General features: G+C 61.1%; 25 protein-coding genes. 13 read left to right on the forward strand and 12 right to left on the reverse strand.

The window, feature by feature from the left end; genetic code table 11:
• Positions 1-44 precede the first annotated feature (44 nt).
• Positions 45-329 carry a SelT/SelW/SelH family protein gene (locus NA645_RS17810; RefSeq protein ID WP_256050066.1) on the forward strand — a complete coding sequence of 95 codons (285 nt, stop codon included), beginning with the start codon at positions 45-47 and terminating at the stop codon, positions 327-329.
• A 19-nt stretch (positions 330-348) separates the two neighbouring features.
• Here NA645_RS17810 and NA645_RS17815 read toward each other — a convergent pair whose 3' ends face one another.
• The 4 genes from NA645_RS17815 to NA645_RS17830 form a co-directional block, all read right to left on the reverse strand.
• Positions 349-1,242 carry a DMT family transporter gene (locus tag NA645_RS17815; protein WP_256050067.1) on the reverse strand — a complete coding sequence of 298 codons (894 nt, stop codon included), beginning with the start codon at positions 1,240-1,242 and terminating at the stop codon, positions 349-351.
• A 138-nt stretch (positions 1,243-1,380) separates the two neighbouring features.
• Entirely contained in the window at positions 1,381-2,142 is a 762-nt protein-coding gene (locus NA645_RS17820) for a helix-turn-helix domain-containing protein (RefSeq protein WP_256050068.1), read from the reverse strand.
• A 70-nt stretch (positions 2,143-2,212) separates the two neighbouring features.
• Positions 2,213-3,598, reverse strand: a complete 1,386-nt coding sequence (locus NA645_RS17825; RefSeq protein ID WP_256050069.1) for an adenylate/guanylate cyclase domain-containing protein — start codon at positions 3,596-3,598, stop codon at positions 2,213-2,215.
• Positions 3,599-4,038: 440 nt separating this feature from the next.
• The gene (locus tag NA645_RS17830) at positions 4,039-4,356 is read right to left on the reverse strand and encodes an Mpo1-like protein (RefSeq protein WP_256050070.1); all 318 of its coding nucleotides are present in this window, start codon (positions 4,354-4,356) and stop codon (positions 4,039-4,041) included.
• 170 nt (positions 4,357-4,526) lie between these two features.
• Between NA645_RS17830 and NA645_RS17835 the strand changes: the two genes are divergently transcribed.
• The 3 genes from NA645_RS17835 (at position 4,527) to NA645_RS17845 (ending at position 7,048) form a co-directional block, all read left to right on the forward strand.
• Positions 4,527-5,528: an AraC family transcriptional regulator gene (locus tag NA645_RS17835; RefSeq protein ID WP_256050102.1), complete on the forward strand. Its 1,002-nt coding sequence runs from the start codon at positions 4,527-4,529 to the stop codon at positions 5,526-5,528.
• An 89-nt stretch (positions 5,529-5,617) separates the two neighbouring features.
• Entirely contained in the window at positions 5,618-6,544 is a 927-nt protein-coding gene (locus NA645_RS17840) for a DUF808 domain-containing protein (RefSeq protein WP_256050071.1), read from the forward strand.
• A 63-nt stretch (positions 6,545-6,607) separates the two neighbouring features.
• On the forward strand, positions 6,608-7,048 hold the full coding sequence (locus NA645_RS17845; RefSeq protein ID WP_256050072.1) for a nucleoside deaminase: 441 nt from the start codon (positions 6,608-6,610) through the stop codon (positions 7,046-7,048).
• A gap of 6 nt (positions 7,049-7,054) precedes the next feature.
• Here the strand turns inward: NA645_RS17845 and NA645_RS17850 are convergent, their stop codons facing one another.
• On the reverse strand, positions 7,055-8,509 hold the full coding sequence (locus tag NA645_RS17850; RefSeq protein ID WP_256050073.1) for a TrkH family potassium uptake protein: 1,455 nt from the start codon (positions 8,507-8,509) through the stop codon (positions 7,055-7,057).
• A 189-nt stretch (positions 8,510-8,698) separates the two neighbouring features.
• On the opposite strand from NA645_RS17850, the gene NA645_RS17855 reads away from it, so the two are divergent.
• Both NA645_RS17855 and NA645_RS17860 read left to right on the forward strand, forming a co-directional pair.
• Positions 8,699-9,070, forward strand: coding sequence for a YkgJ family cysteine cluster protein (locus NA645_RS17855; RefSeq protein WP_256050074.1), 372 nt, complete (start codon positions 8,699-8,701; stop codon positions 9,068-9,070).
• Positions 9,071-9,199: 129 nt separating this feature from the next.
• The gene (locus NA645_RS17860) at positions 9,200-9,766 is read left to right on the forward strand and encodes a nitroreductase family protein (protein WP_256050075.1); all 567 of its coding nucleotides are present in this window, start codon (positions 9,200-9,202) and stop codon (positions 9,764-9,766) included.
• 2 nt (positions 9,767-9,768) lie between these two features.
• Here the strand turns inward: NA645_RS17860 and NA645_RS17865 are convergent, their stop codons facing one another.
• From NA645_RS17865 to NA645_RS17885, 5 genes are all read right to left on the reverse strand, one after another.
• Entirely contained in the window at positions 9,769-11,118 is a 1,350-nt protein-coding gene (locus tag NA645_RS17865; RefSeq protein ID WP_256050076.1) for a sensor histidine kinase, read from the reverse strand.
• A gap of 73 nt (positions 11,119-11,191) precedes the next feature.
• Positions 11,192-11,596, reverse strand: coding sequence for a Spy/CpxP family protein refolding chaperone (locus tag NA645_RS17870; protein WP_256050103.1), 405 nt, complete (start codon positions 11,594-11,596; stop codon positions 11,192-11,194).
• A 133-nt stretch (positions 11,597-11,729) separates the two neighbouring features.
• The gene (locus NA645_RS17875) at positions 11,730-12,407 is read right to left on the reverse strand and encodes a response regulator transcription factor (RefSeq protein ID WP_256050077.1); all 678 of its coding nucleotides are present in this window, start codon (positions 12,405-12,407) and stop codon (positions 11,730-11,732) included.
• Positions 12,408-12,425: 18 nt separating this feature from the next.
• Positions 12,426-12,800, reverse strand: coding sequence for a hypothetical protein (locus tag NA645_RS17880; protein ID WP_256050078.1), 375 nt, complete (start codon positions 12,798-12,800; stop codon positions 12,426-12,428).
• A gap of 65 nt (positions 12,801-12,865) precedes the next feature.
• Positions 12,866-13,165: a YciI family protein gene (locus NA645_RS17885; protein WP_256050079.1), complete on the reverse strand. Its 300-nt coding sequence runs from the start codon at positions 13,163-13,165 to the stop codon at positions 12,866-12,868.
• Between the two features lie 297 nt (positions 13,166-13,462).
• Between NA645_RS17885 and NA645_RS17890 the strand changes: the two genes are divergently transcribed.
• From NA645_RS17890 to scpB, 5 genes are all read left to right on the forward strand, one after another.
• Positions 13,463-14,329, forward strand: coding sequence for a PHP domain-containing protein (locus NA645_RS17890; RefSeq protein ID WP_256050080.1), 867 nt, complete (start codon positions 13,463-13,465; stop codon positions 14,327-14,329).
• Positions 14,330-14,342: 13 nt separating this feature from the next.
• Entirely contained in the window at positions 14,343-14,966 is a 624-nt protein-coding gene (locus NA645_RS17895) for an L-threonylcarbamoyladenylate synthase (RefSeq protein WP_256050081.1), read from the forward strand.
• Between the two features lie 72 nt (positions 14,967-15,038).
• A complete protein-coding gene (locus NA645_RS17900) occupies positions 15,039-16,214 on the forward strand; it encodes a tryptophan--tRNA ligase (RefSeq protein ID WP_256050105.1) in 1,176 nt (391 codons plus the stop codon).
• Positions 16,215-16,326: 112 nt separating this feature from the next.
• Positions 16,327-17,145: a segregation and condensation protein A gene (locus NA645_RS17905; protein ID WP_272892131.1), complete on the forward strand. Its 819-nt coding sequence runs from the start codon at positions 16,327-16,329 to the stop codon at positions 17,143-17,145.
• Between the two features lie 33 nt (positions 17,146-17,178).
• Positions 17,179-17,940 carry an SMC-Scp complex subunit ScpB gene (gene scpB / locus NA645_RS17910; protein ID WP_256050082.1) on the forward strand — a complete coding sequence of 254 codons (762 nt, stop codon included), beginning with the start codon at positions 17,179-17,181 and terminating at the stop codon, positions 17,938-17,940.
• A gap of 11 nt (positions 17,941-17,951) precedes the next feature.
• Here scpB and NA645_RS17915 read toward each other — a convergent pair whose 3' ends face one another.
• Complete coding sequence (locus NA645_RS17915) at positions 17,952-18,419, reverse strand: methylglyoxal synthase (RefSeq protein WP_256050083.1); 468 nt, start codon at positions 18,417-18,419, stop codon at positions 17,952-17,954.
• A 45-nt stretch (positions 18,420-18,464) separates the two neighbouring features.
• Positions 18,465-19,466, reverse strand: coding sequence for a type I glyceraldehyde-3-phosphate dehydrogenase (gene gap / locus NA645_RS17920; protein ID WP_256050084.1), 1,002 nt, complete (start codon positions 19,464-19,466; stop codon positions 18,465-18,467).
• Positions 19,467-19,589: 123 nt separating this feature from the next.
• Here gap and edd point away from each other — a divergent pair, with 123 nt between their 5' ends.
• Positions 19,590-21,419 (forward strand): phosphogluconate dehydratase, encoded by a 1,830-nt coding sequence (gene edd, locus NA645_RS17925; protein WP_256050085.1) that lies wholly within the window; start codon positions 19,590-19,592, stop codon positions 21,417-21,419.
• Positions 21,416-22,387: a glucokinase gene (locus NA645_RS17930; RefSeq protein ID WP_256050086.1), complete on the forward strand. Its 972-nt coding sequence runs from the start codon at positions 21,416-21,418 to the stop codon at positions 22,385-22,387. Before edd ends, NA645_RS17930 begins: the two co-directional genes overlap by 4 nt.
• Positions 22,388-22,397 lie beyond the last annotated feature (10 nt).

Raw genomic sequence — 22,397 nt, forward strand, 5'->3', positions numbered from 1 at the left:
GGGCCGCTATTATAGGCGTCCTCATCTGCTACCGAGCGCTTCTCATGTCCGCGACAAAGCCGGAAATCGTCATTACCTATTGCACGCAATGCCAGTGGTTGCTGCGCGCGGCCTGGCTGGCACAGGAGCTCTTGTCCACCTTTGCCGACGATCTGGGCAAGGTTTCGCTGGTGCCAGCCACCGGAGGCACTTTTCACATCAGCTGCGACGGTGAACAGATCTGGGAGCGCAAGCTCGATGGCGGCTTCCCTGAAGCCAAGGTACTGAAGCAGCGGGTGCGCGACTGTATCGATCCGCAGCGGGATCTGGGGCATAACGACCGGGCATGAGCGCCGCGGCGGCGCCACGTCAGAGCCGGCGAGGCGCTACGGATATTTCCGCGGGTGGCGCGGCCGGCGCTTTCAGGCGGCTGGAAATGACCGTGGCGAGGACAATCAGTGTGCCGCCGGCCAGCATGCGCAGCGTCGGTTGCTCATTGAACAACCACCACGCGAACGCGATTCCGTAGACCGGCTCGAGGGCAAAAATCACAGCGGTGGTCCGTGCCTTCAGTACCTTGAGACTCGCCACGAACAGGCTGTGCGCCAACCCCGTGCAGAATACGCCGAGCAGCGCCAGCCATAGCCAATCCAGCGCCGGGACGGTCGGCAGCGAAGTCCAGCTGAAGGGCAGCAGGCAGAGCAGGATGGTCCCGTTCTGCCAGAGCGCGGCCTGTACCGGATCGATGCCACGGGTGACGGCGCGGTTGAGCAGCGAGAGCAGCGCAAACATCAAGCCTGAAAGCACGCCGTAGAGCAGCCCGGCGGTGCTCTCGCTGGCGAGATCGAAATCCGGTGTGACCAGCAATAGCCCCAGGCAAACCAGGCCCACCATGGCAAACTCAATCGGTCGTGTGCGCTCGCGAAACAGCACGCCCTCCAGCAATACGGTAAAGGCCGGAAAGCTGGCGAAGCCCAGCGTGGCGATGCCGACGCCAGCGACCTTTACCGCCATGAAGAAGGTGAGCCAGTGCCCACCCAGCAGCAAGCCGCCCAGCAACAGACCGCCCGCTTGACGCAAGCTCGGTCGATTGCCGCCGGCACGCAATACACAGGCTGCGATCGATAGGGCGATGACGGCGAACATCGCCCGGCCAAAGGTAATCACCAGCGGCTGACTTTCGGCCAGCTTGCCGAATACGCCGGAGAGGCCAAACATCAGCGCGCCGAAGTGAATGGCCAGTAAGGCGTTGCGATGCGTCATGGATGGCTGCTCGGACAAGAAGGCCTGGCTGAAGAAAAATGGCGGTCGTTCATGAGGCCTCGTGATGCTGGCGCTGTCGGAATATGTATGCGTCGGCATGATAAGGCCGGGGCGAGCGAGCGGTCTGTCGCGCAACTATCAGATACTGTCGAGCGACTCGCGGCGTAGTGCCTTCGGGGTAGTTCCGAGCGCGCGGCTGAGTGCGGCGGTGAAGGCACTCTGCGAGGCATATCCGACCCGGGCGGCGATTTCGCCCACTGCCAGCCGAGTGCTGACTAGCAATTCTCGGCCCCGCTCCAAGCGGCGGAGTCGGACGAACTCCATGGGTGTCACGCCCGTCTCGCTGACGAAGCGCGCATGAAAGCGTGGGACGGAAAGACCGGCCAGACGCGCAAGATCTCGTACCTCCAGGGGATACGCTAAATGGCGATCAATATGGGCGTAGAGCGCTGCGAGGGGTAGCGGGCCGTGCTGAACGACTGGTTCGCAACCGGTGGCGAGGCTGGCCAACAGAAGCGCGGCGCCTTGCTCCGCGATGATCGGGTCATTGATCGGACTGGCCGCCAACCAGTTGACCAGCTGGCTTTGCGCCGGGCTCAGATGCAGCGCGGCGGGCTGTTCCAGCAATCGCCTTCCGGGCTCGGAGTGGTGTCCAAGCCGCTGCTGCAACCAACCGTCGCCAGGAACGTCGAGTATCAGGCAATTGCTACCAGCCGCGCTGCCGCAGGCATGGCGGATATCACTCGGCACCACGGCCAGCCGTTGCGCTTGAATACGGCTCCCGCGCCCGTTGATTTCGAAATCCAGCTGTCCACGCAGGCCGAACACCAGCTGGGTGTGCTGATGGCTATGGATGATCTGGTCGCTGTTGTAGTGGCGCAGGGAAAGGATAGGTGACATCGATAGCCTCGGCTGCATCCAGTGAAGGGCGGCCCTGCGGTCTCGACCGCAACCACCGGCACCATCGATGCTACATGATGATCTTGTCGCGCAGCTTGTCGGCGGCCTGGTTGAGGGCCTGAATCACACGTTCCTTGTCGAAGTTCTGGACGCCATTGGTGTCCAGGTACATGGAAAAGCCCGGCAATTCATGTTCGACGAAGCTGTTGGTCGCACCGAGATCGCGGCGGAAATCCACTACCTGATAGATCTGCACGGGGCGCGAGAAACCCTTAACGGCGATCTGCCCGTTGTCACGACACATGATCACGTCTTTGACCAGCGAATAGGTCTCGTGAGAGATCAGAATTTCCCCGGCTTCGGCTGAACTCTCCAGGCGACTGGCCAGGTTCACTTCACGTCCGATGATGGTGTAGTCCATGCGGGTGTCGGCGCCGAAGTTGCCCACCGTGCAATAACCGGTGTTGATGCCCATGCGGATTTCCAACGGCTTGGTAATGCCCTGAGCGCGCCACTGCTGGCGTAGTACTTTCATGTGCTTGCGCATGGCGATGGCCATCGATACGGCGGCAACCGCATCCTTTTTTGCACCCTGGCTGGTCGGGTCGCCGAAGAACACCATCACGCAGTCACCGACGAACTTGTCGATAGTGCCGCCGTACTTGAGTGTGATCTTCGACATCTCGTTGAGGTAGTTGTTGAGCAGGTCGGTGAGAGCTTCGGCCTCCAGTTCTTCGGAAAGCTCGGTGAATCCCTTGATATCCGAGAAGAAGACGGTGAGCTTCTTGCGCTGCGTTTCCAGCCGTACGCTGCGCTTGCCGGAGAAGATCGATTCCCACACCTGGGGCGACAGATATTTGGCCAAACTGCGGGCCAGGCGCGCAGCCTTAGCCTGTTCGGCTTCGATCTCCCTGCGCGCCTGCGCCAGGCGGACCCCTTGCTGGTGCACGTAATAAGCCGTGATGCACACGTACAGCGTGGTGAACAGAATGCTGACTGTCGTTACCAGAATGGTAGGCGTGCCACCGAAGCGCAGAGGTATCAGCAGGCTCGTCAACCCGAAACCGATGGCGACCATCAGGAGAGTCATCAGAAAATGGCGCAGGCTGCCGATCACCAGCGCGCTGAAACTCAGCGTCAGCAGAATCATCAGGCTCGGCACCAGAGCGCCAAGTAGCAAGATTCCCGCGCCCGCATTCAACGCGTCGAGGCACAGAAGGGTCTGCGACGTTTGCTCGGGGTATTGGCGTTTGAAGCGATAGCTCAGGTGGTAAGCGAAGTGTGGATAGAGGAGGGTGTAGGGCACCATCCACAACAGACCGACTGCAAACTGCTGGGTATAGACACCGGCGGCGAGGGTAGCAGCGCAAGCCAGATAGGCGAGAACGCGGGCGTAATACTCACGCAATGGGCGAGTCGCAAGGCCGTTACGCCGTTCACCGGTCACGGTTGACATTATAGTTGCTGTCCTTGAAAGATGCCGGCGCTCTAGCAGGCGCTATTGAGCTAGCGCATCGACCGGCGCTGGCCCGGCGATCATAACCAAGTCGCCACCATTGCGCCAAACAGCCTGTCCAATCCGTGACGGGCGGCAGTTGTTGACCGGGTATGAGCCGGGCGCCGTCATGAGCAGGCCGTGGAAAACGTAGGCGAGGCAGGCAAGACAAGGCGCAACGACCAACGGGAGTAACAGCCGTAGGCTGGCCCGAAGGGGGAGCGCAGCGAATCAAAGCGGCCGAAGAAGCGGACCGGGCTCGCGAACGAGTTTAGTTTTCTAAATGAGCATGACTCACTTCGTTCGCCCTTCGGGCCGCGCTAAAGCGCGTTAGCCGCAAGCGGCTTGCTGAGGCTGTTTTTAACGCAGTCTTGCCACTGCAGGTAGTTTTCCACGGCCTGCTAGAATCGAATCTTGCCAGTTAGCATGTCCTTGAGCATCACCCAGTCGCCAAGAAAGCTGTACAGCGGATACTGGAACGTCGCAGGCCGGTTTTTCTCGAAGATGAAATGCCCGATCCAGGCGAATCCGTACCCAGCCACCGGCATTGCTAGCAGCCATAGCCATTGCTGACTGAGCAACGCGTAGGCAAGAATCGCCAGCACCAACAGGCTGCCCACATAGTGCAGGCGTCGGCAAGTTCGGTTGCTGTGTTCGGCCAGGTAGAACGGGTAAAAATCGGCAAAGCGGGTAAAGCGTTCGGCGGTTTGCGTGCTCATGCCGCACCTCCTGTCATTGTGGTCGTCGCAGTGTAGATCGCTGTAGCTTCTCGGCCACTGGCCATGAGTGCCAGTTTAGTACCCTTGTGTGCCGCGAGCTGGCGGTTGAAACTGCCCGGCATCATTCGCATAGCGAGTTTCATTGCAGGCCAGTTCGGGGCAATCGCTTGATCACGGAACGTACCACTTCATCAAACTGGGCTCTGAGTATCGTCCAGGCGCTGGAATTGGATGGCGTCGATTGCCGCGCGTTATTCGCTGAGCTGGACTTGGACTACGCAGCTCTGAGCGATGCGGATGCCCGCTTCGCCCAGGACGGTATGACCCGGCTCTGGCAGCGCGCAGTCGAGGTGACGGGCAATCCGGCGATCGGCCTCAATCTGGCGAAGGTGATGCGCCCCGGCGCGATGCACGTGGTCGGCTATGCGCTGATGTCCAGCAGCACCCTGAAGGAAAGCATCCTGCGTCTGGTGCGCTATCAGCGGATCATTGCCGAAGGCGCAGATCTGCGCTTCTTTCCGACCGAAAGGGGCCACATGCTGACGCTGGCGATTCACGGCGACCAATTGCCGCCGGCACGGCAAAGTGCCGAAGGTTCGCTGGCGAGCATGCTTGCGTTCTGTCGTTGGCTTACCGGGAAGCCGTTGATACCTGTGGAAGTTTATTTTCAGGGGCCACCACCCCAAGCCATCGAGCCCTATCGCGCCGGGTTTCAGGCACCGTTGCGCTTCGACGCCGACTGTTACGGACTGCTGATGCGCCACGAGGACCTGGACATTCCGTTGCCAACAGCCAATGCCGAACTCGCGCAATTGCATGACCGTTTCGCCGGCGAATACCTGGCGCGATTCACTGACAGTCGGGTAACTCATCAGGTACGCCAGGTTCTGTGTCGCCTGTTGCCACAGGGCGAACCTCGACGTGAGGCCGTCGCGCAGTTGTTGCATCTGTCCGAGCGCACCTTGCAGCGGCGCCTGGGTGACGAAGGCACGAGCTTCCAACAGTTGCTGGACGACACTCGACGGGTACTGGTTGAGCAATACCTCGCGCAGCCGGATCTGGCTCTGCTGGAGATCGCCTATCTGCTGGGCTTCGCCGATCCAAGCAACTTCTTTCGGGCGTTCAAACGCTGGTTCGCCATGACGCCGGGCGAATACCGGGCGCGGCGTTGACCTCGTGGCACTGGAACTTGTGCGGCGAGGCGATGGCCTTAATTTTCAGACCTGCAAAACGCTGCACAACTCCAAAGGACGCCTGAACATTGGCCAGTAGCCTGCTTGCTCTCATAGACGATATCGCGTCGGTTCTGGATGACGTTTCCGTCATGACGAAAGTCGCCGCGAAGAAAACCGCCGGCGTGCTTGGGGATGATCTTGCGCTCAACGCGCAGCAGGTCACCGGCGTTAAAGCTGACCGCGAATTACCGGTCGTTTGGGCCGTGGCCAAGGGGTCGATGCGCAACAAGCTCATCCTCGTACCGGCTGCCTTGTTGGTCAGTGCATTCATTCCCTGGGCAATAACGCCTCTGCTGATGCTGGGCGGCGCGTTCCTCTGTTACGAAGGCTTCGAGAAGCTTGCGCACCGCTTTCTGCATCGGGACGACAATCATCATGCGCAGCAGATCGAGGCGCTGGCCAACCCGAGTGTCGACATGGTCGCCTTCGAACGGGACAAGATCAGCGGCGCGGTGCGCACCGACTTCATTCTCTCGGCCGAAATCATCGCCATTACCCTGGGCACGGTGGCAGCCGCGACCTTCACCGAGCAGGTGGCAGTACTTACAGGCATTGCGGCGATCATGACCGTCGGCGTGTACGGGCTGGTGGCCGGCATCGTGAAGTTGGACGATGCCGGGCTGGCGTTGAGCAAAAGGAGCGGTGTCGCTCAGACGATTGGTCGGGGCATCTTGGCGATGGCGCCGTGGTTGATGAAATCGCTGTCGGTGATCGGTACTGCAGCCATGTTCATGGTCGGTGGCGGCATCCTCACCCATGGCATCAAGGCGATCCATCATTTCATCGAGAACAGCGCCGAGCACACGGTGGCGCTGCCCTATATCGGTTCGGTACTGGCCGGACTGCTGCCGACGTTGTTGGATGCGGCCTTCGGCATTTTGGTCGGCGGGCTGGTATTCGTTGCGGTGACGTTCGGCGGCCGACTGTCCAAGGGGAAGGGCGACGCGGCCTGACCGTAATCAAGTGACTGGTGCGAGCTTGCGCCAGGTGAAGTCTTCAAGCATAGGAGCAAATGAATGGACGCGTTCATGCAAGCGGCAATCGACGAAGCGAGAAAAGGTCTGGCCGAGGGCGGCATTCCCATCGGTTCGGTGATCGTCCATAAAGGGCAGATCATAGGGCGCGGCCATAACCGCCGGGTTCAGCAGGGCAGTGCCGTATTGCATGGCGAGATGGATGCATTCGAGAACGCCGGACGGCAAGCGGCGAGCGTTTATGCCGAGTCGATCCTCTACACCACGCTGTCGCCTTGCTCGATGTGTAGCGGGGCGATCCTGCTGTACGGTATCCCGAAAGTCATCATTGGCGAGAACCAGACCTTCATCGGCGAGGAGCTGCTGTTGCGCGGTCGCGGCGTCGAAGTCCAGGTGCTGCAGGACGAAAGCTGCGTCGAGATGATGCGCAACTTCATCGCCAACAGCCCTGAGCTGTGGAACGAAGACATCGGCGAGACCTGATACGTCTCAATGGCGCCAGAACGACGGAGTCAACATTACCAGGACGGTGATGATTTCCAGACGACCGAGCAGCATGCCGGCTGACAGCAACCATTTGGCGGCATCCGGCAAGGTCGAGAAATTGCCGGCCGGGCCGATGATGGGACCCAGGCCGGGACCTACGTTACAGACGGCGGTTGCCGCCGCGGTCAGTGCCGTCAACATGTCCAGGCCCAGCAGGGCGAGCGCCAGAGCCAGTGCGCCGATGGTAATGGTGAAGAAGAACGAGAATGTCAGGATCGACCGGACGATTTCCTCATCAAGGGTGTGCCGGTTGTATTGCTGCCTGATGACGGCGCGAGGGTGTACGAGCTGCGCCAGGTTGGCGCGTAGCAGGGAGTAGGCGACTTGGAATCTAAAGATCTTCAAGCCGCCGGATGTCGACCCTGAGCAGCCGCCAATGAAGGTCAGATAGAAGAACGCCAGCACCGCAAACTCGCCCCATAGCGTGTAATCGCCCAGCGCAAATCCCGTGGTGGTGACCACCGAAACCACGTTCAGCGAGACGATGCGAAGTGCGTCAAGGAATACGTAGTCAGAATTGAGCGTCAGCCAGATCGCGAAAGCTAGGCACATGATGAGCAAAATGCCGACGAAGCCTTGCACTTGTTGGTCCCGAACCAGGGCGTAGCGGTTTCCACGTATGGTCGAGACCATCAGGATGAAAGGCAGCCCACCTAAGATCATGAAAAGCACGGCTACCCAGTGCGCCGCAGGCGTGAACTTGGCCATGGAGCTATCGGACGTGGAATAGCCGCCGGTGGCGATGGTGGTCATCGAATGGTTGATGGCTTCGAACGGCGTCATCCCGCTTAGCCAATAGGCGATGCCGCAAAGCAAGGTGAGCGCGAGATAGACGATCAGAATCCACTTGACCATGACGTGCGAGCGCGGCATCGCCTTTTGCGACGACCAGTCGGAGGATTCGGTCTGGAACAACCTCATGCCGCCGATTCGCAGCAGCGGCAGAATGGCCACCGCCATGCCGATGAAGCCAATGCCTCCAAGCCACTGCAACATGGAGCGCCACATCAACAGGCCGGGTGAGGCCGAGTCGAGCCCCGAGATCACGGTCGACCCTGTGGTAGTAATGCCTGACATCGTTTCGAAGAACGCGTCGGTATAGCTCATGTGCTGGATCAGCATCATTGGCAGCGCGGCGAAGCAGCAGACCACGAGCCAGCTGACCGTGGTGAGAAAGTACATGTCGCGCGGGCGCATCTGAGCCGTTGCGGGACGTCCGGGGGCGATCAGCCCAATGCCGGAGCCGAGGGTAATCAGGCTGGCCCAAAGAAACGCCTGCAGGTCGTCGGTACGATCGAACGCCAACAGCGTGATCATCGGAACGACCATGCTGATTGCAAGTGTGATCAGGAAAATGCCGAGAATGAAACCGATGATGCGCAGGGTCGGCAGGGCCATTTGTAATGCTGCTCGGCTCAAGAACAAGACCCGCCATTCTACGCGGCTTACGTCGCCAGTAAACCGGCTATCGGCCTGCTGATAAATCTTTCGTGGCGCGCCCTCTCAGGCTCTTCCCAAGTCCGTTGCGATGAATAGAATAGCTGCCCGGGCGCCGGCCCTTTCCCGGTTTCTGGGTGTTCACCTTCCATGTCTATCGACAATCCCTGCCTTACGTGTGGCGCCTGCTGCGCGCATTTCCGTGTGTCTTTCTTCTGGGGCGAGTGCACTTCGTCCGGCGGTACCGTTCCCGATGGGGCGACCGTGCAGGTCAGCCCGTTTCTCGTTGCGATGCGCGGCACTGAATCCAGGCCCGCGCGGTGCGTCGGGCTGCTGGGCGATGTCGGTTGTGGGGTGCGCTGTACGATGTATGAGCAACGCTCGAGCACCTGCCGCGAATTCGAGGCGTCCTGGGTTGATGGTCAGCACAACGCCCATTGCGACGCGGCACGGGCAGCCCATGGCCTGCCTCCGCTGACGCCGCCGCTGGAGCCGCATCTATCGCCCGATCGCGTGGCCTGACGCCAACGCGATCACAGCCGAACGATCGTGCATTCGGCTGTTTCCCACCATCACGGCAATACGACAACGCGGCTCGCAGCGAAACGGAAACAGCCTCTAGAATGTCCGACTCTTTTTTGGAGATGATCAATGGATGCTCTCGACCTGCTGCTCACCCGCGTTTCCGTTACGCGACTCGTCGACCCGGCGCCGACCGATGCCCAGCTGGATTTGCTTTTCCGTGCCGCGCTACGTGCACCGGATCATGGCCAGCTTCGCCCGTGGCGTTTCCTGACCATTCAAGGAGAGGCGCGCGAGCGCCTGGGTGAGCTGTACGCCGAGGCGCTTGGCTTGCGCCAGCCGGACGCCGCCGACGAGGCGTTACGTAAGGCGCGCAAGATGCCGCTCCGGGCGCCGATGGTAGTGGTGGTCGTTGCCCGAATTTTGCCTCATCCGAAGGTGCCCGACACCGAACAGGTGCTTGCGGTCGGCTGCGCGGCGCACGGTATGTTGCTGGCGGCCCACGCACAGGGGCTGGGGGCGGTCTGGCGGACCGGCGAGTTCTCCTACGATCGGCATGTGGCCCGAGAACTGGGGCTGGCCGCCGATGAACAGGTGCTTGGTTTCATCTATCTGGGAACGCCGGAAGGTAGTACACGAACGCCGCCCGAGCTGGACCCGCGAGATTTCGTCAGCCAATGGAGCGGGGTGAAATAGCCTCAATCAGGACGCGGCAGCTTCGGGCCGGGCGAGTTCAGCGGTAGCTTCAGGCTGGCGATGAAACCGCCCTCGGGATGATTGTCCAGCAGTAGCTCGCCACCATGCCGTTCGGCGGCGCGGCGGGCAATTGCCAAGCCCAGCCCGTGGCCGGCGGTAGTCTGTCCCGGCGCACGGAAGAACGGTTCGCTCAAGCGCGCCAGATGGGCCTCATCCACGCCTGGGCCGTGATCGCGAACGCTCAGCATCAGGCATTCGCCCTCGGTGCGGGCGCGTAATTCGATCGGTGAGCCCTCTGGATTGAAGCGCAGCGCATTGCGTAGCAGATTGTCCAGCGCACGCTCAAGCATGTTCGGCCAGCCGTGCGGCACGATGTCGGTTTCCAGGCAGGTTTCGATGCGTTGGGCTGGCGACACGATGCGTGCGTTTTCTTCCAGCTGTTCGAATATCAATGGCAGATCGATGGCTGACGCCGCGCCCGGTTCGGCGTCCAGTCGTGCCAGTTCGAGAATTTCGCTGATCAGCGCTTCCAGCCGATCGCATTCCTTGGCCAGCCGCGGCCAGATGACTTCACGTTCCGCCGGGGTTGCCCGTTCGGCGAGCGCCAGGGCGATGCGCAGGCGTGCGAGCGGCGAACGCAATTCATGGGAGACGTCACGCAGCAGCTGCCGCTGGCTGCCGATCAGGCTCTGCAGCCGAGCGCCCATGCGGTTGAAGTCCTTGGCCAGTACGCCAAGTTCATCGCGCCGTGTGGCCAGGCGGGCCAGCGAGTTCTGTTGATAAGCGGTCTGCCCGAGATCATGCACGGCGCTGCGCAGGCGATCGAGCGGACGGGTGATGGACAGCGTGAGCAGCAGGCTGAAGCCGGTCAGCACGACCAGCGCGATGGCTATCGCGCTCAATGGCCAGAACAGGCTGCCACGGTGCCAGGCCTGTAGTTCCGAATTGGGAATGCGGTAAATGAATAGATAAGTTTCGCCACTGAGCGGGCTGGTGTAGTCGGTAGTCAGCCTCCGCCAGGGCAGGCGCCCCGAGCGGTTTTCCTGACGGGCTTCGAACGCTGCGGCACGGGCCGGAAAGGTCCCACGAATGACCGGCTGACCGTTCTCAGCCAGCACTTGCACGTCGATATGAAAGCGTTGCCGATGGCGTTCGAGAAAAAATTGAGCGGGGAGGGGGCCCTGACGTTCGTAGACCTTGGTCCACAGCTCCGCCAGCCCCTGCACGCCCGGATGCCGATTGACGATCCAGGTGTCCTGATTCAGCGCATGACCCAGCAGCATGGCGAGGCCCGCCACCAGCGCGATGGCCAGCCAGAATGTTGCAAGGATGCGCCAGAACAGTGATCGCACCGGTCAATCTCCACGACGAAGCCCGGCTGGCGGCTAATAAGCGCGAGCCGGGCGGGTTGGTTTCAGCTAAGGGTCAGCTATTCTTTTCGCGCTCGGCTTTCCACTGCTTGAACTCGGCGCGTTCGGCACGCTTGGCTTCCATCTTCTCGTGCATTTCATCGAACTGTTTCTGCTGCTCCGGCTTGAGCAGGCTGCGGATTTGCTTGTGCGTGTTCTCTTTGTTGGACTTCAGTTCGTCCTGCATGGCCTTGCGCTCGGCTTCAGGCAGTTTGTCGAGATAGCGCTGGGTAATCTCGCGATGGTTCTTCATCTGTTGACCCATCAGCTCATGCATTTCCCGCTTCTGCTCCTTGGTCAGATCCAGTTGTTCGAAGGGGGCATGCTTGCCGCCGTGGTGGCGATGGTTGCCGTCGGGCATCGCCATGGCAATGGCAGGCAGGGTAGAGGCGAAAAGCACAGCGATTAGAGTCTTGCGCATCATGAGGTCTCTCCTGAGTAAGGGAACCGATCGCCGTGGAGCTTGTGCTCGTCGGGCTTCAACCGGATGAGCTCAGTCTAGGGCGCGCAAGGTCAACAGGGGTCAGGCCAGGGTAAAGGCTCGGTAAAGCTGGTCAGGGAGCGTAAAGGTAACCGCGGCTGCGCAACGCGACGATGCGTGGACGTCCGTCAGGGTGAGGACCGAGTTTGCGACGCAGATTGCTGACATGCATGTCGAGGCTGCGGTCATACAGGGTCAGTTTACGACCGAGGGCGAGTTGCGCCAGCGCCTGCTTGTCCAGAGGCTCGCCGGGTTGGCTGAGCAGCGCTTCGAGGATCCGACCTTCGGAAAGGGTCAACGTCACTTCATGCTCGCCGACACTGGCGATACCTCGGGCGGGGCTGTAACAGAGATCACCGAGTTCCAGCTGGGTCGGCGCGCTCGCAGGCTGGGTACGGCGCAGAACGGCGCGCAACCGAGCGGTGAGTTCGCGCGGATCGCATGGTTTGGCCAGATAGTCGTCGGCACCCAGTTCCAGCCCGAGAATGCGATCCAGCGGCTCGCCGCGGCCCGAGAGCATCAGCACCGGCAGATCGCGGTGTTCACTACGTAACTGCTTGAGCAATTCAAGGCCGCTGCCGTCGGGCAGCATCACATCGAGCACCACCGCTGCGGGCTGGTGTTCGGCCAGCGCAGCACGGGCGCTTTGGCCATCATGGCAGGCGCGGGCGACGAATCCCTCTTGGGCCAGCCAGCTCACGAGCAGCTCGCAGAGCTCCTCGTCGTCATCTATCAGCAGCAGTTCGCTCATGCTTCGTTCGTATCCACTTCAATTGAGCCATTGCCGACGGCGACGACCCCGGGTGGTCAGGACGCCAAGCAGGAAGCCCAGCACGCCGACGCCTCCGCCAACGGCGAACCACTGTTGCTGGTCGTTCAGCCAGCGTTTCTGTTGTGGCTGCCCATGCTGCAGTTGCAGGCGCAATTGCTGGTTTTCCCGGCGCAGTTGCGCCAGCTGCGCCCGTTCGGCATCGGTTATGCCCGGACCATTGCTCGATTCTTTGCGCTGGAGTTCGTTCTCGGACAGGCGTTGCTCCAGTCCGGCTTGCCTTGCGGCGGTTGGATCTGGCGAACCTTCTTCAGCATGCACACACGACATGGCGAAACTCAGGGCCAGCAGTAGGGAAGGCAAACCTTGGCGCATCGGAACTCCTTTTCTTCAACGGGCCGCGGAAATCCTGCGGCTGACGGATATTGCGACCGATTGGCTCAGGGAAATACTTGCTTGAAAGGCTTGACCACTACATCGCCGTAGACGCCGGCAGACTTGTACGGATCGGCGGCGGCCCACTCTTCGGCGGCTTGCAGGGACTCGAATTCGGCGACCACCAGGCTTCCGCTGAAGCCGGCAGCGCCTGGGTCATTGCTGTCGATTGCAGGATGCGGGCCGGCCAGGACCATGCGACCTTCGGCTTTCAGTTGTTCGAGACGCGCCAGGTGAGCTGGGCGCGAAGCCAGACGATTTTCCAGCGAGCCGGGTACGTCGGTAGCGATGATGGCGTAAAGCATGTTGACTCCTAGTTGTTCAGGTTCGGGTGGCATGGCGGACCGGATACACGCACCTGGCGTGCTATGAATAGCCGCGCAGAGCAAGGGCCGGGGTATGACCTCGACGATTTGTTTCTCGGAGCGAGCCAGAAGCGGCAAGTGACCGGCATAATAACAAACCGCGCTTTTGGCGAAACGCTGTCCGCAGGTCATTTCCTGGACGCGGCGCAAGCTTTCGCCAAACTCAGTAACGGCACGAGCACCGGCCATGGCGGTCAGAACCAAAGAGCCGCCAAGCCCTAAGAGAAAAGGTCCCGAATGATTGTTGATCTGCATTGCCACAGTACCGCGTCAGATGGCGCGCTGGCGCCTGCTGCGCTGGTGGAGCGGGCACATGCACGCGGTATCGAACTGCTCGCGCTGACGGACCACGACACGTTGGAAGGCCTCGATGCTGCTCGTGCCGCAGCGGATTCGCTGGGCGTTCGGCTGGTCAATGGCATCGAACTTTCGTGCTTGTGGAGTGGCGCGACCATTCACGTGCTCGGCTACGCCTTTCGCCGGGACGCGGTCGCGTTGCAGCAGGCCATTGCGCAATTGCATAGCGGTCGTTGGCAGCGCGCGGAACTCATCGCCCAGCGCCTGGAGGCGAAAGGTATGCCGGGAGCGATGGAAGGCGCACGCGCCGTCCAGCAGGAACTGGGCGATAGCGACAACGCCCCGGCGCGTCCTCATTTCGCTGAATACCTGGTACGCGCCGGCTATGTACGTGACCGCGCTGAAGCGTTCCGCAAGTGGCTGGGGTCTGGCAAGCTCGGCGACGTCAAACAGCACTGGCCGAGCCTCGAGCAAACCGTGATGACGCTGCGTGACGCCGGGGCCTGGATCAGCCTGGCGCATCCCTGGCAATACGACTTCACTCGTAGCAAGCGTCGACGTCTGGTGAGCGAGTTCGCCCAAGCTGGCGGCCATGCGCTGGAAGTCGTCAACGGCATGCAGCCGCTCGAGCAGGTTGGTGGGTTGTCGATACTGGCTCGCGAATTCGGCCTGATGGCCAGCATCGGCAGCGATTTCCATGCACCCGGCGACTGGTCGGAGTTGGGGTTGTATCGAACCTTGCCGGAAGATCTGCAACCGCTTTGGAGGCATTTCGATCATGGGCCAGGCGAATCTGTTGCCAGCTGAGCACGGAGTATTCATGAGCCAGTTCTTTCAGATACATCCCGAAAATCCGCAAGCCCGGCTGATCAAGCAGGCCGTGGAAATCATTCGCGGCGGCGGAGTGGTGATCTATCCCACCGACTCGTCCTACGCCATCGGCTGTTCGATGGGCAACAAGGCCGGCATCGAGAGAATTCGCCGCTTGCGACAGCTGGATGACAAGCACAATTTCACGCTGGTCTGTCGCGATCTCTCCCAGCTCGGGTTGTTCGCCAAGGTGGACACCTCGGCGTTCCGCCTGTTGAAGACGCACCTTCCCGGACCCTACACCATCATTCTCAGCGCGACGCGTGAGGTGCCGCGTATGCTGCTGCACCCCAAGCGCCGCACCATTGGGCTGCGGGTCCCCGCGCAGCCGATCGCTCAAGCGTTGCTCGCTGAGCTGGGTGAGCCACTGATGAGCGTCAGTCTCATTCTGCCGGGGGAAACCGAGCCGATGAGTGATCCTTATGAAATGCGTGATGCGTTGGAGCATCAGGTAGACCTGATCATCGACGGCGGTTACGGTGGCATCGAAGCTTCAACGGTGATCAGTCTGGTAGATGGTGATCCAGAAGTGCTGCGTGTCGGTTGCGGCGATCCCGCACCCTTTACCGTCTGACCCGCTTTTTCGAAATTTACGAAGGAAACCCTTTTGAGTTCCATGGAATCGCAGCGACGTGTGGTGTCCGGTATGCGGCCCAGCGGCCGTCTTCATCTCGGTCATTACCACGGCGTGCTGAAAAATTGGGTAAGGATGCAGCATGAGTATCAATGTTTCTTCTGCATCGTCGACTGGCATGCCCTGACCACCGACCACGCGGCGGGTAGCGATATCGCGCGCAATGTGCAGGAGATGGCGATCGATTGGCTGGCGGCGGGCGTCAGTCCAAGCTCGGCGACCATGTTCATCCAGTCCCAGGTAGTCGAGCACGCCGAGTTGCATCTGCTCTTGTCGATGATCTGCCCGCTGCCTTGGCTGGAGCGCATACCCTCCTACAAGGAGCAGCAGCTCGATTCGCAGCAAAAGGATATCGATACGTACGGCTTCCTCGGTTACCCGCTGCTCCAGGCTGCAGACATTCTTGCGTACCGCGCCGGAGTCGTGCCGGTGGGGGCGGACCAGCTGCCGCATATCGAATTCGCGCGCGAGGTCGCGCGGCGCTTCAATCACCTTTACGGCAGCGAAGAGGATTTCGAGGTAAAGGCCGAAGCGGCAATCCGCAAGCTCGGTAAAAAGAGTTCCAAACTCTACGCCAGCCTGCGCAGGAGCTATCAGGAGCAGGGCGATCTCGAGGCGCTGAACACCGCCCGCGCGCTGCTCAAAGACCAGCAGACCATCACCATCGGTGACCAGGAGCGCCTGTTCGGGTATCTGGAGGGGAGCGGCCGACTGTTGTTGCCCGAGCCCCAGGCGCTATTGAGCGATTCCCCCAAGCTGTCGGGCCTGGACGGCGGCAAGATGGCCAAATCGGCCAGTAATTCCATCTTCCTGCGTGACACGCCTGCCGAGATCGAAGAAAAGATCAAGCGCATGCCTACCGATCCGGCACGGGTACATCGCCACGATCCCGGTGAGCCGACGCGTTGTCCGGTGTGGTCGATGCATCTTTCGCATTCGGCGGAGGATGTCTGTCAGTGGGCCGAACAGGGCTGCCGCAGTGCGGGTATTGGCTGCCTGGAGTGCAAGGCGCCTCTGATAGAAGCGATCAAGCTTGAGCTGGCGCCGCTGCAGGAGCGGGCTCAGGACTACGAGCAGAATCCGGACCTGGTGCGAAGCATCCTTGCCGAGGGCGCCGAGCAGGCCCGCGATGAAGCCCGCGAAACCTTGGTCGTTGTGCGTCAGGCAATGGGCCTGAATTACCGCTAGCGGCAAGAAAACCTGGCGCTGGCGACTGCGCCTGCAATGGCTTCGTGAAGCCCAAGCGGCGACCTACATAAGCTGTCGCCGCTCCGATACCCCATTGTTCCGTGGAGAAAGCATGCAGGAAATCCAGGCCGAGGCGACGATCGATCCGCCCGGCGAGCAGCTTCGACTGGCGCTTGTCTACGGCGAGGCCTTCAACGATCTGCCGCAGGATCTCTATATTCCGCCGGACGCGCTGGAGGTTTTTCTCGAGGCGTTCGAAGGGCCGCTGGATTTGCTGCTCTACCTGATCCGCAAGCAGAACATCGACATTCTCGATATTCCGGTGGCGGAAATCACCCGTCAGTACATGGGCTACGTCGAGCTGATGAAAGCCGTGAGGCTGGAACTGGCGGCTGAGTATCTGGTGATGGCGGCGATGCTGGCTGAGATCAAGTCACGCATGCTGCTGCCGCGTTCGGCCGAAGTGGAGGAGGACGAGCTCGATCCGCGTGCCGAGCTGATACGCCGCTTGCAGGAGTACGAGCGCTTCAAGGCCGCCTCGGAGGACCTCGACGAGCTACCGCGAGTTGGTCGCGAGCTGCACGTGCCACGGCTGGATGCGCCGGACGCACGGGCGCGCAAGCTGTTGCCCGAGGTCAGTCTGGAGGAGCTGCTGATTTCCATGGCCGAGGTGCTGCGTCGTGCCGACATGTTCGAAAGTCATCAGGTAACGCGCGAGACGCTGTCGACTCGCGAGCGCATGAGCGATGTGCTGGAGCGCCTCAAGGGCGGAGCATTCGTGCCTTTCGTCGCGTTGTTCACGCTGGACGAGGGCCGGCTCGGCGTGGTGGTGACTTTCATGGCGGTGCTTGAGCTGGTCAAGGAGTCGCTGGTCGAGCTGGTGCAGAATGAACCCTTCGCACCCATTCACGTTCGGGCTCGGGTCGAATAATCTGCGCACACGGATGAGTCGAGGTAATTCAGGTTGAATCTTTCCGATCCCAAGGATCTCGCTTCGCTGCTCGAAGCCTTTCTGCTGGCCTCGGGCAAGCCGATGTCCATCGAGCGGATGTCCGAGCTGTTCGATGAAGCCGAACGCCCGCCGCCATCATTGCTGCGCAAGGCGCTGGGCGTGCTGGAAAAATCCTGCAAGGACCGCGCGTTCGAGCTCAAGGAAGTCGCCAGTGGTTATCGCCTTCAGGTCCGCGAGCGTTTTTCGCCCTGGGTGGGTCGGCTCTGGGAAGAGCGGCCGCAGCGCTATTCGCGCGCGCTGCTGGAAACGCTGGTGTTGATCGCTTACCGCCAGCCAATCACGCGTGGCGAGATCGAAGACGTTCGTGGCGTCGCGGTCAACAGCCATATCGTGAAGACTCTGCTGGAGCGCGAATGGGTGCGCGTCGTTGGCCATCGCGACGTGCCGGGGAGGCCGGCGATGTTTGCCACTACCAGGCAGTTTCTCGACCACTTCAATCTGAAGAGCCTCGATGAGCTGCCGCCGTTAGCGGTGCTGCGCGAAATGGAACCCGCCCCGCTGCCGGTCGACGTCGAAGAAGCGCCCGTGCCTGATGCGTTGCAGGCGCGCGCCGACGTGGAACTGCAATCTGAAGCGCCGCGCGAGCAGACCAGCTTCCGCAGCCTGCTGGCAGAGCTCGACAGCATGGAGACTGGCCTAAAGACGGACTTCGACGACCTGCGCGACGCTGCCGAAGTCGATGAAGATCAGCGCATTCCAGACGGCAATCTGTAGGGTTAATGGGCCTATAACTGGCGCCCTGCCAGGTAGCTGCCGTAGTCAGGAATACTCAGGCTGTGGGCCTGATCGAGCAGCGGGCTGGAGAGCAGATAGTCGGCACTGCTCTCGTTGGCCGCCAGCGGAATGTTCCACACCGCGGCGACCCGCAGCAGCGCTTTGACGTCCGGGTCATGCGGCTGCGGCTCGAAGGGGTCCCAGAAGAACACCAGCACATCGATTCGTCGTTCAGCAATGCGTGCGCCGATCTGCTGGTCGCCGCCTAGCGGACCGCTGATCATGCACTCCACCGGCAGGCCCAGGCGCTGCCCGAGCAGCAGTCCGGTGGTGCCGGTGGCGAGCAACTCGTGCTTCGCCAACTGCTCTTTCTGCCGCTTCGCCCAGTCCAGCAAGCGCTCCTTGCAGTGGTCGTGCGCGACCAGCGCGATGCGCTTGCGGGCGGGCAGTGTCGCGGTGACGAAATCGATGCGATTCATTTTCTTCTCTGGTCTACCGAGTCGATGCTGAGGTCTGGTCGTTGATCATGCTGCCTCGTAGAGCGCGCGGCAGGTGTCCAGCATCCGATTGGAGAATCCCCATTCGTTGTCGTACCAGGCCATCACTTTCAGCAGGCGTCCGCTAACCTTGGTGTGGTTGGTGTCGAAGATGGAGGACATCGGGTTGTGGTTGAAGTCGCAGGAAACCAGCGGCAGCGAATTACAGGCCAGTATCGGCGAGCGCTGACTGGCATCCAGCATTAGTGCATTGACCTCGTCCGCGCTGGTTTCGCGGCTGAGCTCCAGCGTCAGATCCACCAACGAGACATTGATCACCGGCACGCGTACGGCCATGCCGGTCAGCTTGCCTGCCAGTTCTGGCAACACCAGGCCAACGGCTTCGGCGGCACCGGTCTTGGTTGGAATCATCGACTGTGTAGCCGACCGCGCACGGTAAGGGTCGCTGTGGTAGACGTCGGACAGATTCTGGTCGTTGGTATAGGCATGGATGGTAGTCATCAGGCCATGCTCGATGCCCAATTCCCGTGACAGTACCTGGGCGACCGGGGCCAGGCAGTTGGTGGTGCACGACGCGTTGGAAATGATCTGGTGCGACTGACGCAGGATGTCATGGTTGACGCCATAGACGATGGTGGCATCGGCGCCGGAGGCCGGAGCGGAAATGATGACCTTGGCGGCACCGGCTTCGAGGTGCGCGCTGGCCTTCTCGCGAGAGGTGAAGAGACCGGTACACTCGAACACCACATCGACTCCGTGCTGGCGCCAGGGAAGCTCGGCCGGGTTACGGATCGCGGACACGGCAATCGGATCGCCATTGACCACCAGACGATCATCGCCGACCTCAATTTTTGCGTCGAAATAGCCGTGAACGCTGTCGTACTGCAAAAGGTGGGCATTCATCGCCGAGCTGCCGAGGTCATTGATCGCCACGACCTGCATATGTTCGCGGTAGCCCGAGCTGTAAAGAGCGCGAAGAACATTGCGTCCGATACGACCGAAGCCGTTGATGGCGATGCGAATAGTCATAAATGGGTCCTAATTGGATTTTGTTGTGGGAATGACAAGATTATTCCTGTCAGAATAGAAATCAAGCCCGTATCCATGTTGTTTTGTTGATAAAACCAAAGATTAATATGCAGGAGTGATGGTATGCACCCGCGGATTCAAGAGGTTACCGAACGTTTGATCGAGCGCAGCCGGCCAACCCGGCAGCGCTATCTTGCCCAGATGGCCGGCGCGGCGAGCGATGGGCCTCAACGTGGCAGGCTCCAGTGCGCCAACTTCGCCCATGGTGTGGCGGGTTGTGCGTCCGCTGGCGACAAGCAGAAGCTGCGTCTGATGGATGAGGCCAACGTGGCCATCGTCTCGGCCTACAACGACATGCTGTCAGCGCACCAGCCGTACGAGCACTTTCCCGAAATCATCAAGCAGGCGTTGCGTGACGTCGGTTCGGTCGGGCAGTTCGCCGGCGGTGTGCCGGCCATGTGCGACGGCGTCACCCAGGGCGAGGCGGGGATGGAGCTGAGCCTGGCCAGTCGTGAAGTGATCGCTATGGCCACCGCCATCGCGCTGTCACACAACATGTTCGATGCGGCGCTCTACCTGGGTATTTGCGACAAGATCATTCCGGGCCTGATGATCGGCGCCTTGCGCTTCGGTCATCTACCGGCGGTATTCGTACCGGGCGGGCCGATGCCGTCGGGCATTCCCAACAAGCAGAAGGCCGAGGTTCGTCAGCGTTACGCCGAAGGCAAGGCCAGCCGCGAGGAGCTGCTGGAGTCGGAAATGCTCTCCTACCACAGCCCCGGCACCTGTACCTTCTACGGCACGGCGAACACCAATCAGGTGGTGATGGAGATCATGGGCCTGCACTTGCCGGGCTCGTCCTTCGTCAATCCCTACACGCCGCTGCGTGACGAACTGACCCGCGAGGCGGCGCGCCAGGTGACTCGCCTGACACCTCAGTCTGGTAACTACTTGCCGCTGTGCAAGATTGTCGACGAGAAGGCGATCATCAATTCGGTGGTGGCACTCAATGCCACCGGTGGCTCAACCAACCACACGCTGCATATTCCCGCATTTGCCCAGGCCGCTGGCATTCAGCTGACCTGGCAGGACATGGCTGACATTTCTGCGGTGACGCCGACATTAGCGAAGGTCTATCCCAATGGGCAGGCTGACGTGAACCATTTCCATGCCTGCGGTGGCGTGCCGTTCATGGTTCGCACGTTGCTCGACGCCGGCTTGCTGCATGAGGACGTTTACACCGTCGTGGGTCAGGGGTTGAAGCGCTACACCCAAGAACCTTTCCTTGAAGGCGATGCGCTGGTTTGGAAGGAGGGTCCGGCTAACAGTCTCGACGAAGCGATCCTGCGTCCGGTTGAACGTGCCTTCTCTCCTGAAGGTGGCCTACGTGTGCTGGAAGGCAACCTCGGCCGTAGCGTGACCAAGATATCGGCGGTCGCACCGGAGCATCGTGTGGTGGAGGCGCCGGCGCGAGTGTTCAGCGATCAAAGCGAGCTGGCCCAGGCGTTCATGAATGGCGAGCTGGAAAAAGATTTCGTTGCCGTGGTGCGTTTCCAAGGGCCCAAAGCCAACGGCATGCCCGAACTGCACAAGCTGACGCCGTTCCTCGGCGTTTTGCAGGATCGCGGACATAAGGTGGCGTTGGTTACCGACGGTCGCATGTCTGGCGCGTCGGGCAAGGTGCCGGCAGCCATTCACGTCAGTCCCGAGGCGCTCGATGGTGGACCGCTGTGCCGCCTGCGTGACGGCGACCTCATCCGCGTCGACGGCGAGACGGGCGAATTGCGCGTACTGGTCGATCAGGCCGAATTCGATAGCCGTGAACCTGTGAGTGCGCCCAGCGATCTTGGGATCGGTTGCGGTCGCGAGCTATTCGGTTTCATGCGGGCCGCTTTCAGTCCGGCCGAGAAGGGCGCGAGTGCGTTTACCGAAGGGCTGGAGGTGCTCAAGTGACGGCACTGGTAGGCGATATTGGGGGCACCAATGCCCGCTTCGCACTCTGGCGCGACCACCAAGTCGAGTCGGTGCGGGTGCTGCCGACCGTTGAGTATCTGCGTCCGGAAGACGCCATCCGAGCTTATCTGCACGGTGTTGGACAGAGCGTCGAGGCGCTTCAGGCGGTCTGCCTGGCCTGTGCCGGCCCGGTTTCGGGCGATGAATTCGCATTCACGAACAATCACTGGCGTCTGAGCCGCAAATCTTTTTGCGAAGATCTTGGGCTGAGCGATCTGTTGCTGATCAACGATTTCACGGCTATGGCGCTGGGCATGACCCGCCTGCGCGATGGCGAACTGATCGAGGTATGCCCCGGTCAATCCGAGGCAGGCCGCACACGTCTAGTCATCGGGCCCGGCACCGGGCTCGGCGTTGCCACTCTGCTGCCATTGGCCGACGGAGTTTGGCGAGCGTTGCCGGGTGAAGGCGGGCACGTCTGCTTGCCGATCGGCACGAGCCGAGAGGCCGCATTGTGGGCGCATCTGCACGAGAAGCTCGGCCATGTGAATGCCGAGGCGATCCTCAGCGGGGGCGGGTTGTTGGAGCTCTATCGAGCCAGTTGCGCGCTCGATGGTGAGGCGCCTCGTCTGACTACGCCCGCCGAGGTTACCGCCGCTGCGCTGGCGGGCGATGCGTACGCCGAGGCGGTGCTGGAACAATTCTGTGTCTGGCTGGGTCGGATCGCCGGCGACAATGTGCTTACGACTGGTGCGCGCGGTGGTGTCTATATTGCTGGGGGCATCGTGCCGCGCTTCGTCGAGTTTTTTGCGCGTAGCGGCTTTAGCCAAAGTTTTCGCGACAAGGGCTGTATGAGCCGGTATTTTGACGACGTCCCGGTCTGGGTGGTGACAGCTGAATACCCGGGACTGGAAGGCGCAGGCGTTGCCTTGCAGCAATTGCTGGGGGGCACGCCCGGCGAGCGCTGAGCCGCATCGA

Source organism: Stutzerimonas stutzeri (genome assembly GCF_024448955.1).
Taxonomy (GTDB): domain Bacteria; phylum Pseudomonadota; class Gammaproteobacteria; order Pseudomonadales; family Pseudomonadaceae; genus Stutzerimonas; species Stutzerimonas stutzeri_AQ.

What these genes read in the sequence shown, in the direction of transcription:
- NA645_RS17810 (WP_256050066.1), top strand. Translation starts at nt 45, where the DNA reads ATGTCCGCGACAAAGCCGGAAATCGTCATTACCTATTGCACGCAATGC.
- NA645_RS17815 (WP_256050067.1), bottom strand. Translation starts at nt 1,242, where the DNA reads ATGACGCATCGCAACGCCTTACTGGCCATTCACTTCGGCGCGCTGATG.
- NA645_RS17820 (WP_256050068.1), bottom strand. Translation starts at nt 2,142, where the DNA reads ATGTCACCTATCCTTTCCCTGCGCCACTACAACAGCGACCAGATCATC.
- NA645_RS17825 (WP_256050069.1), bottom strand. Translation starts at nt 3,598, where the DNA reads ATGTCAACCGTGACCGGTGAACGGCGTAACGGCCTTGCGACTCGCCCA.
- NA645_RS17830 (WP_256050070.1), bottom strand. Translation starts at nt 4,356, where the DNA reads ATGAGCACGCAAACCGCCGAACGCTTTACCCGCTTTGCCGATTTTTAC.
- NA645_RS17845 (WP_256050072.1), top strand. Translation starts at nt 6,608, where the DNA reads ATGGACGCGTTCATGCAAGCGGCAATCGACGAAGCGAGAAAAGGTCTG.
- NA645_RS17850 (WP_256050073.1), bottom strand. Translation starts at nt 8,509, where the DNA reads ATGGCCCTGCCGACCCTGCGCATCATCGGTTTCATTCTCGGCATTTTC.
- NA645_RS17855 (WP_256050074.1), top strand. Translation starts at nt 8,699, where the DNA reads ATGTCTATCGACAATCCCTGCCTTACGTGTGGCGCCTGCTGCGCGCAT.
- NA645_RS17860 (WP_256050075.1), top strand. Translation starts at nt 9,200, where the DNA reads ATGGATGCTCTCGACCTGCTGCTCACCCGCGTTTCCGTTACGCGACTC.
- NA645_RS17870 (WP_256050103.1), bottom strand. Translation starts at nt 11,596, where the DNA reads ATGCGCAAGACTCTAATCGCTGTGCTTTTCGCCTCTACCCTGCCTGCC.
- NA645_RS17875 (WP_256050077.1), bottom strand. Translation starts at nt 12,407, where the DNA reads ATGAGCGAACTGCTGCTGATAGATGACGACGAGGAGCTCTGCGAGCTG.
- NA645_RS17880 (WP_256050078.1), bottom strand. Translation starts at nt 12,800, where the DNA reads ATGCGCCAAGGTTTGCCTTCCCTACTGCTGGCCCTGAGTTTCGCCATG.
- NA645_RS17885 (WP_256050079.1), bottom strand. Translation starts at nt 13,165, where the DNA reads ATGCTTTACGCCATCATCGCTACCGACGTACCCGGCTCGCTGGAAAAT.
- NA645_RS17890 (WP_256050080.1), top strand. Translation starts at nt 13,463, where the DNA reads ATGATTGTTGATCTGCATTGCCACAGTACCGCGTCAGATGGCGCGCTG.
- NA645_RS17895 (WP_256050081.1), top strand. Translation starts at nt 14,343, where the DNA reads ATGAGCCAGTTCTTTCAGATACATCCCGAAAATCCGCAAGCCCGGCTG.
- NA645_RS17900 (WP_256050105.1), top strand. Translation starts at nt 15,039, where the DNA reads ATGCGGCCCAGCGGCCGTCTTCATCTCGGTCATTACCACGGCGTGCTG.
- NA645_RS17905 (WP_272892131.1), top strand. Translation starts at nt 16,327, where the DNA reads ATGCAGGAAATCCAGGCCGAGGCGACGATCGATCCGCCCGGCGAGCAG.
- NA645_RS17915 (WP_256050083.1), bottom strand. Translation starts at nt 18,419, where the DNA reads ATGAATCGCATCGATTTCGTCACCGCGACACTGCCCGCCCGCAAGCGC.
- gap (WP_256050084.1), bottom strand. Translation starts at nt 19,466, where the DNA reads ATGACTATTCGCATCGCCATCAACGGCTTCGGTCGTATCGGACGCAAT.
- edd (WP_256050085.1), top strand. Translation starts at nt 19,590, where the DNA reads ATGCACCCGCGGATTCAAGAGGTTACCGAACGTTTGATCGAGCGCAGC.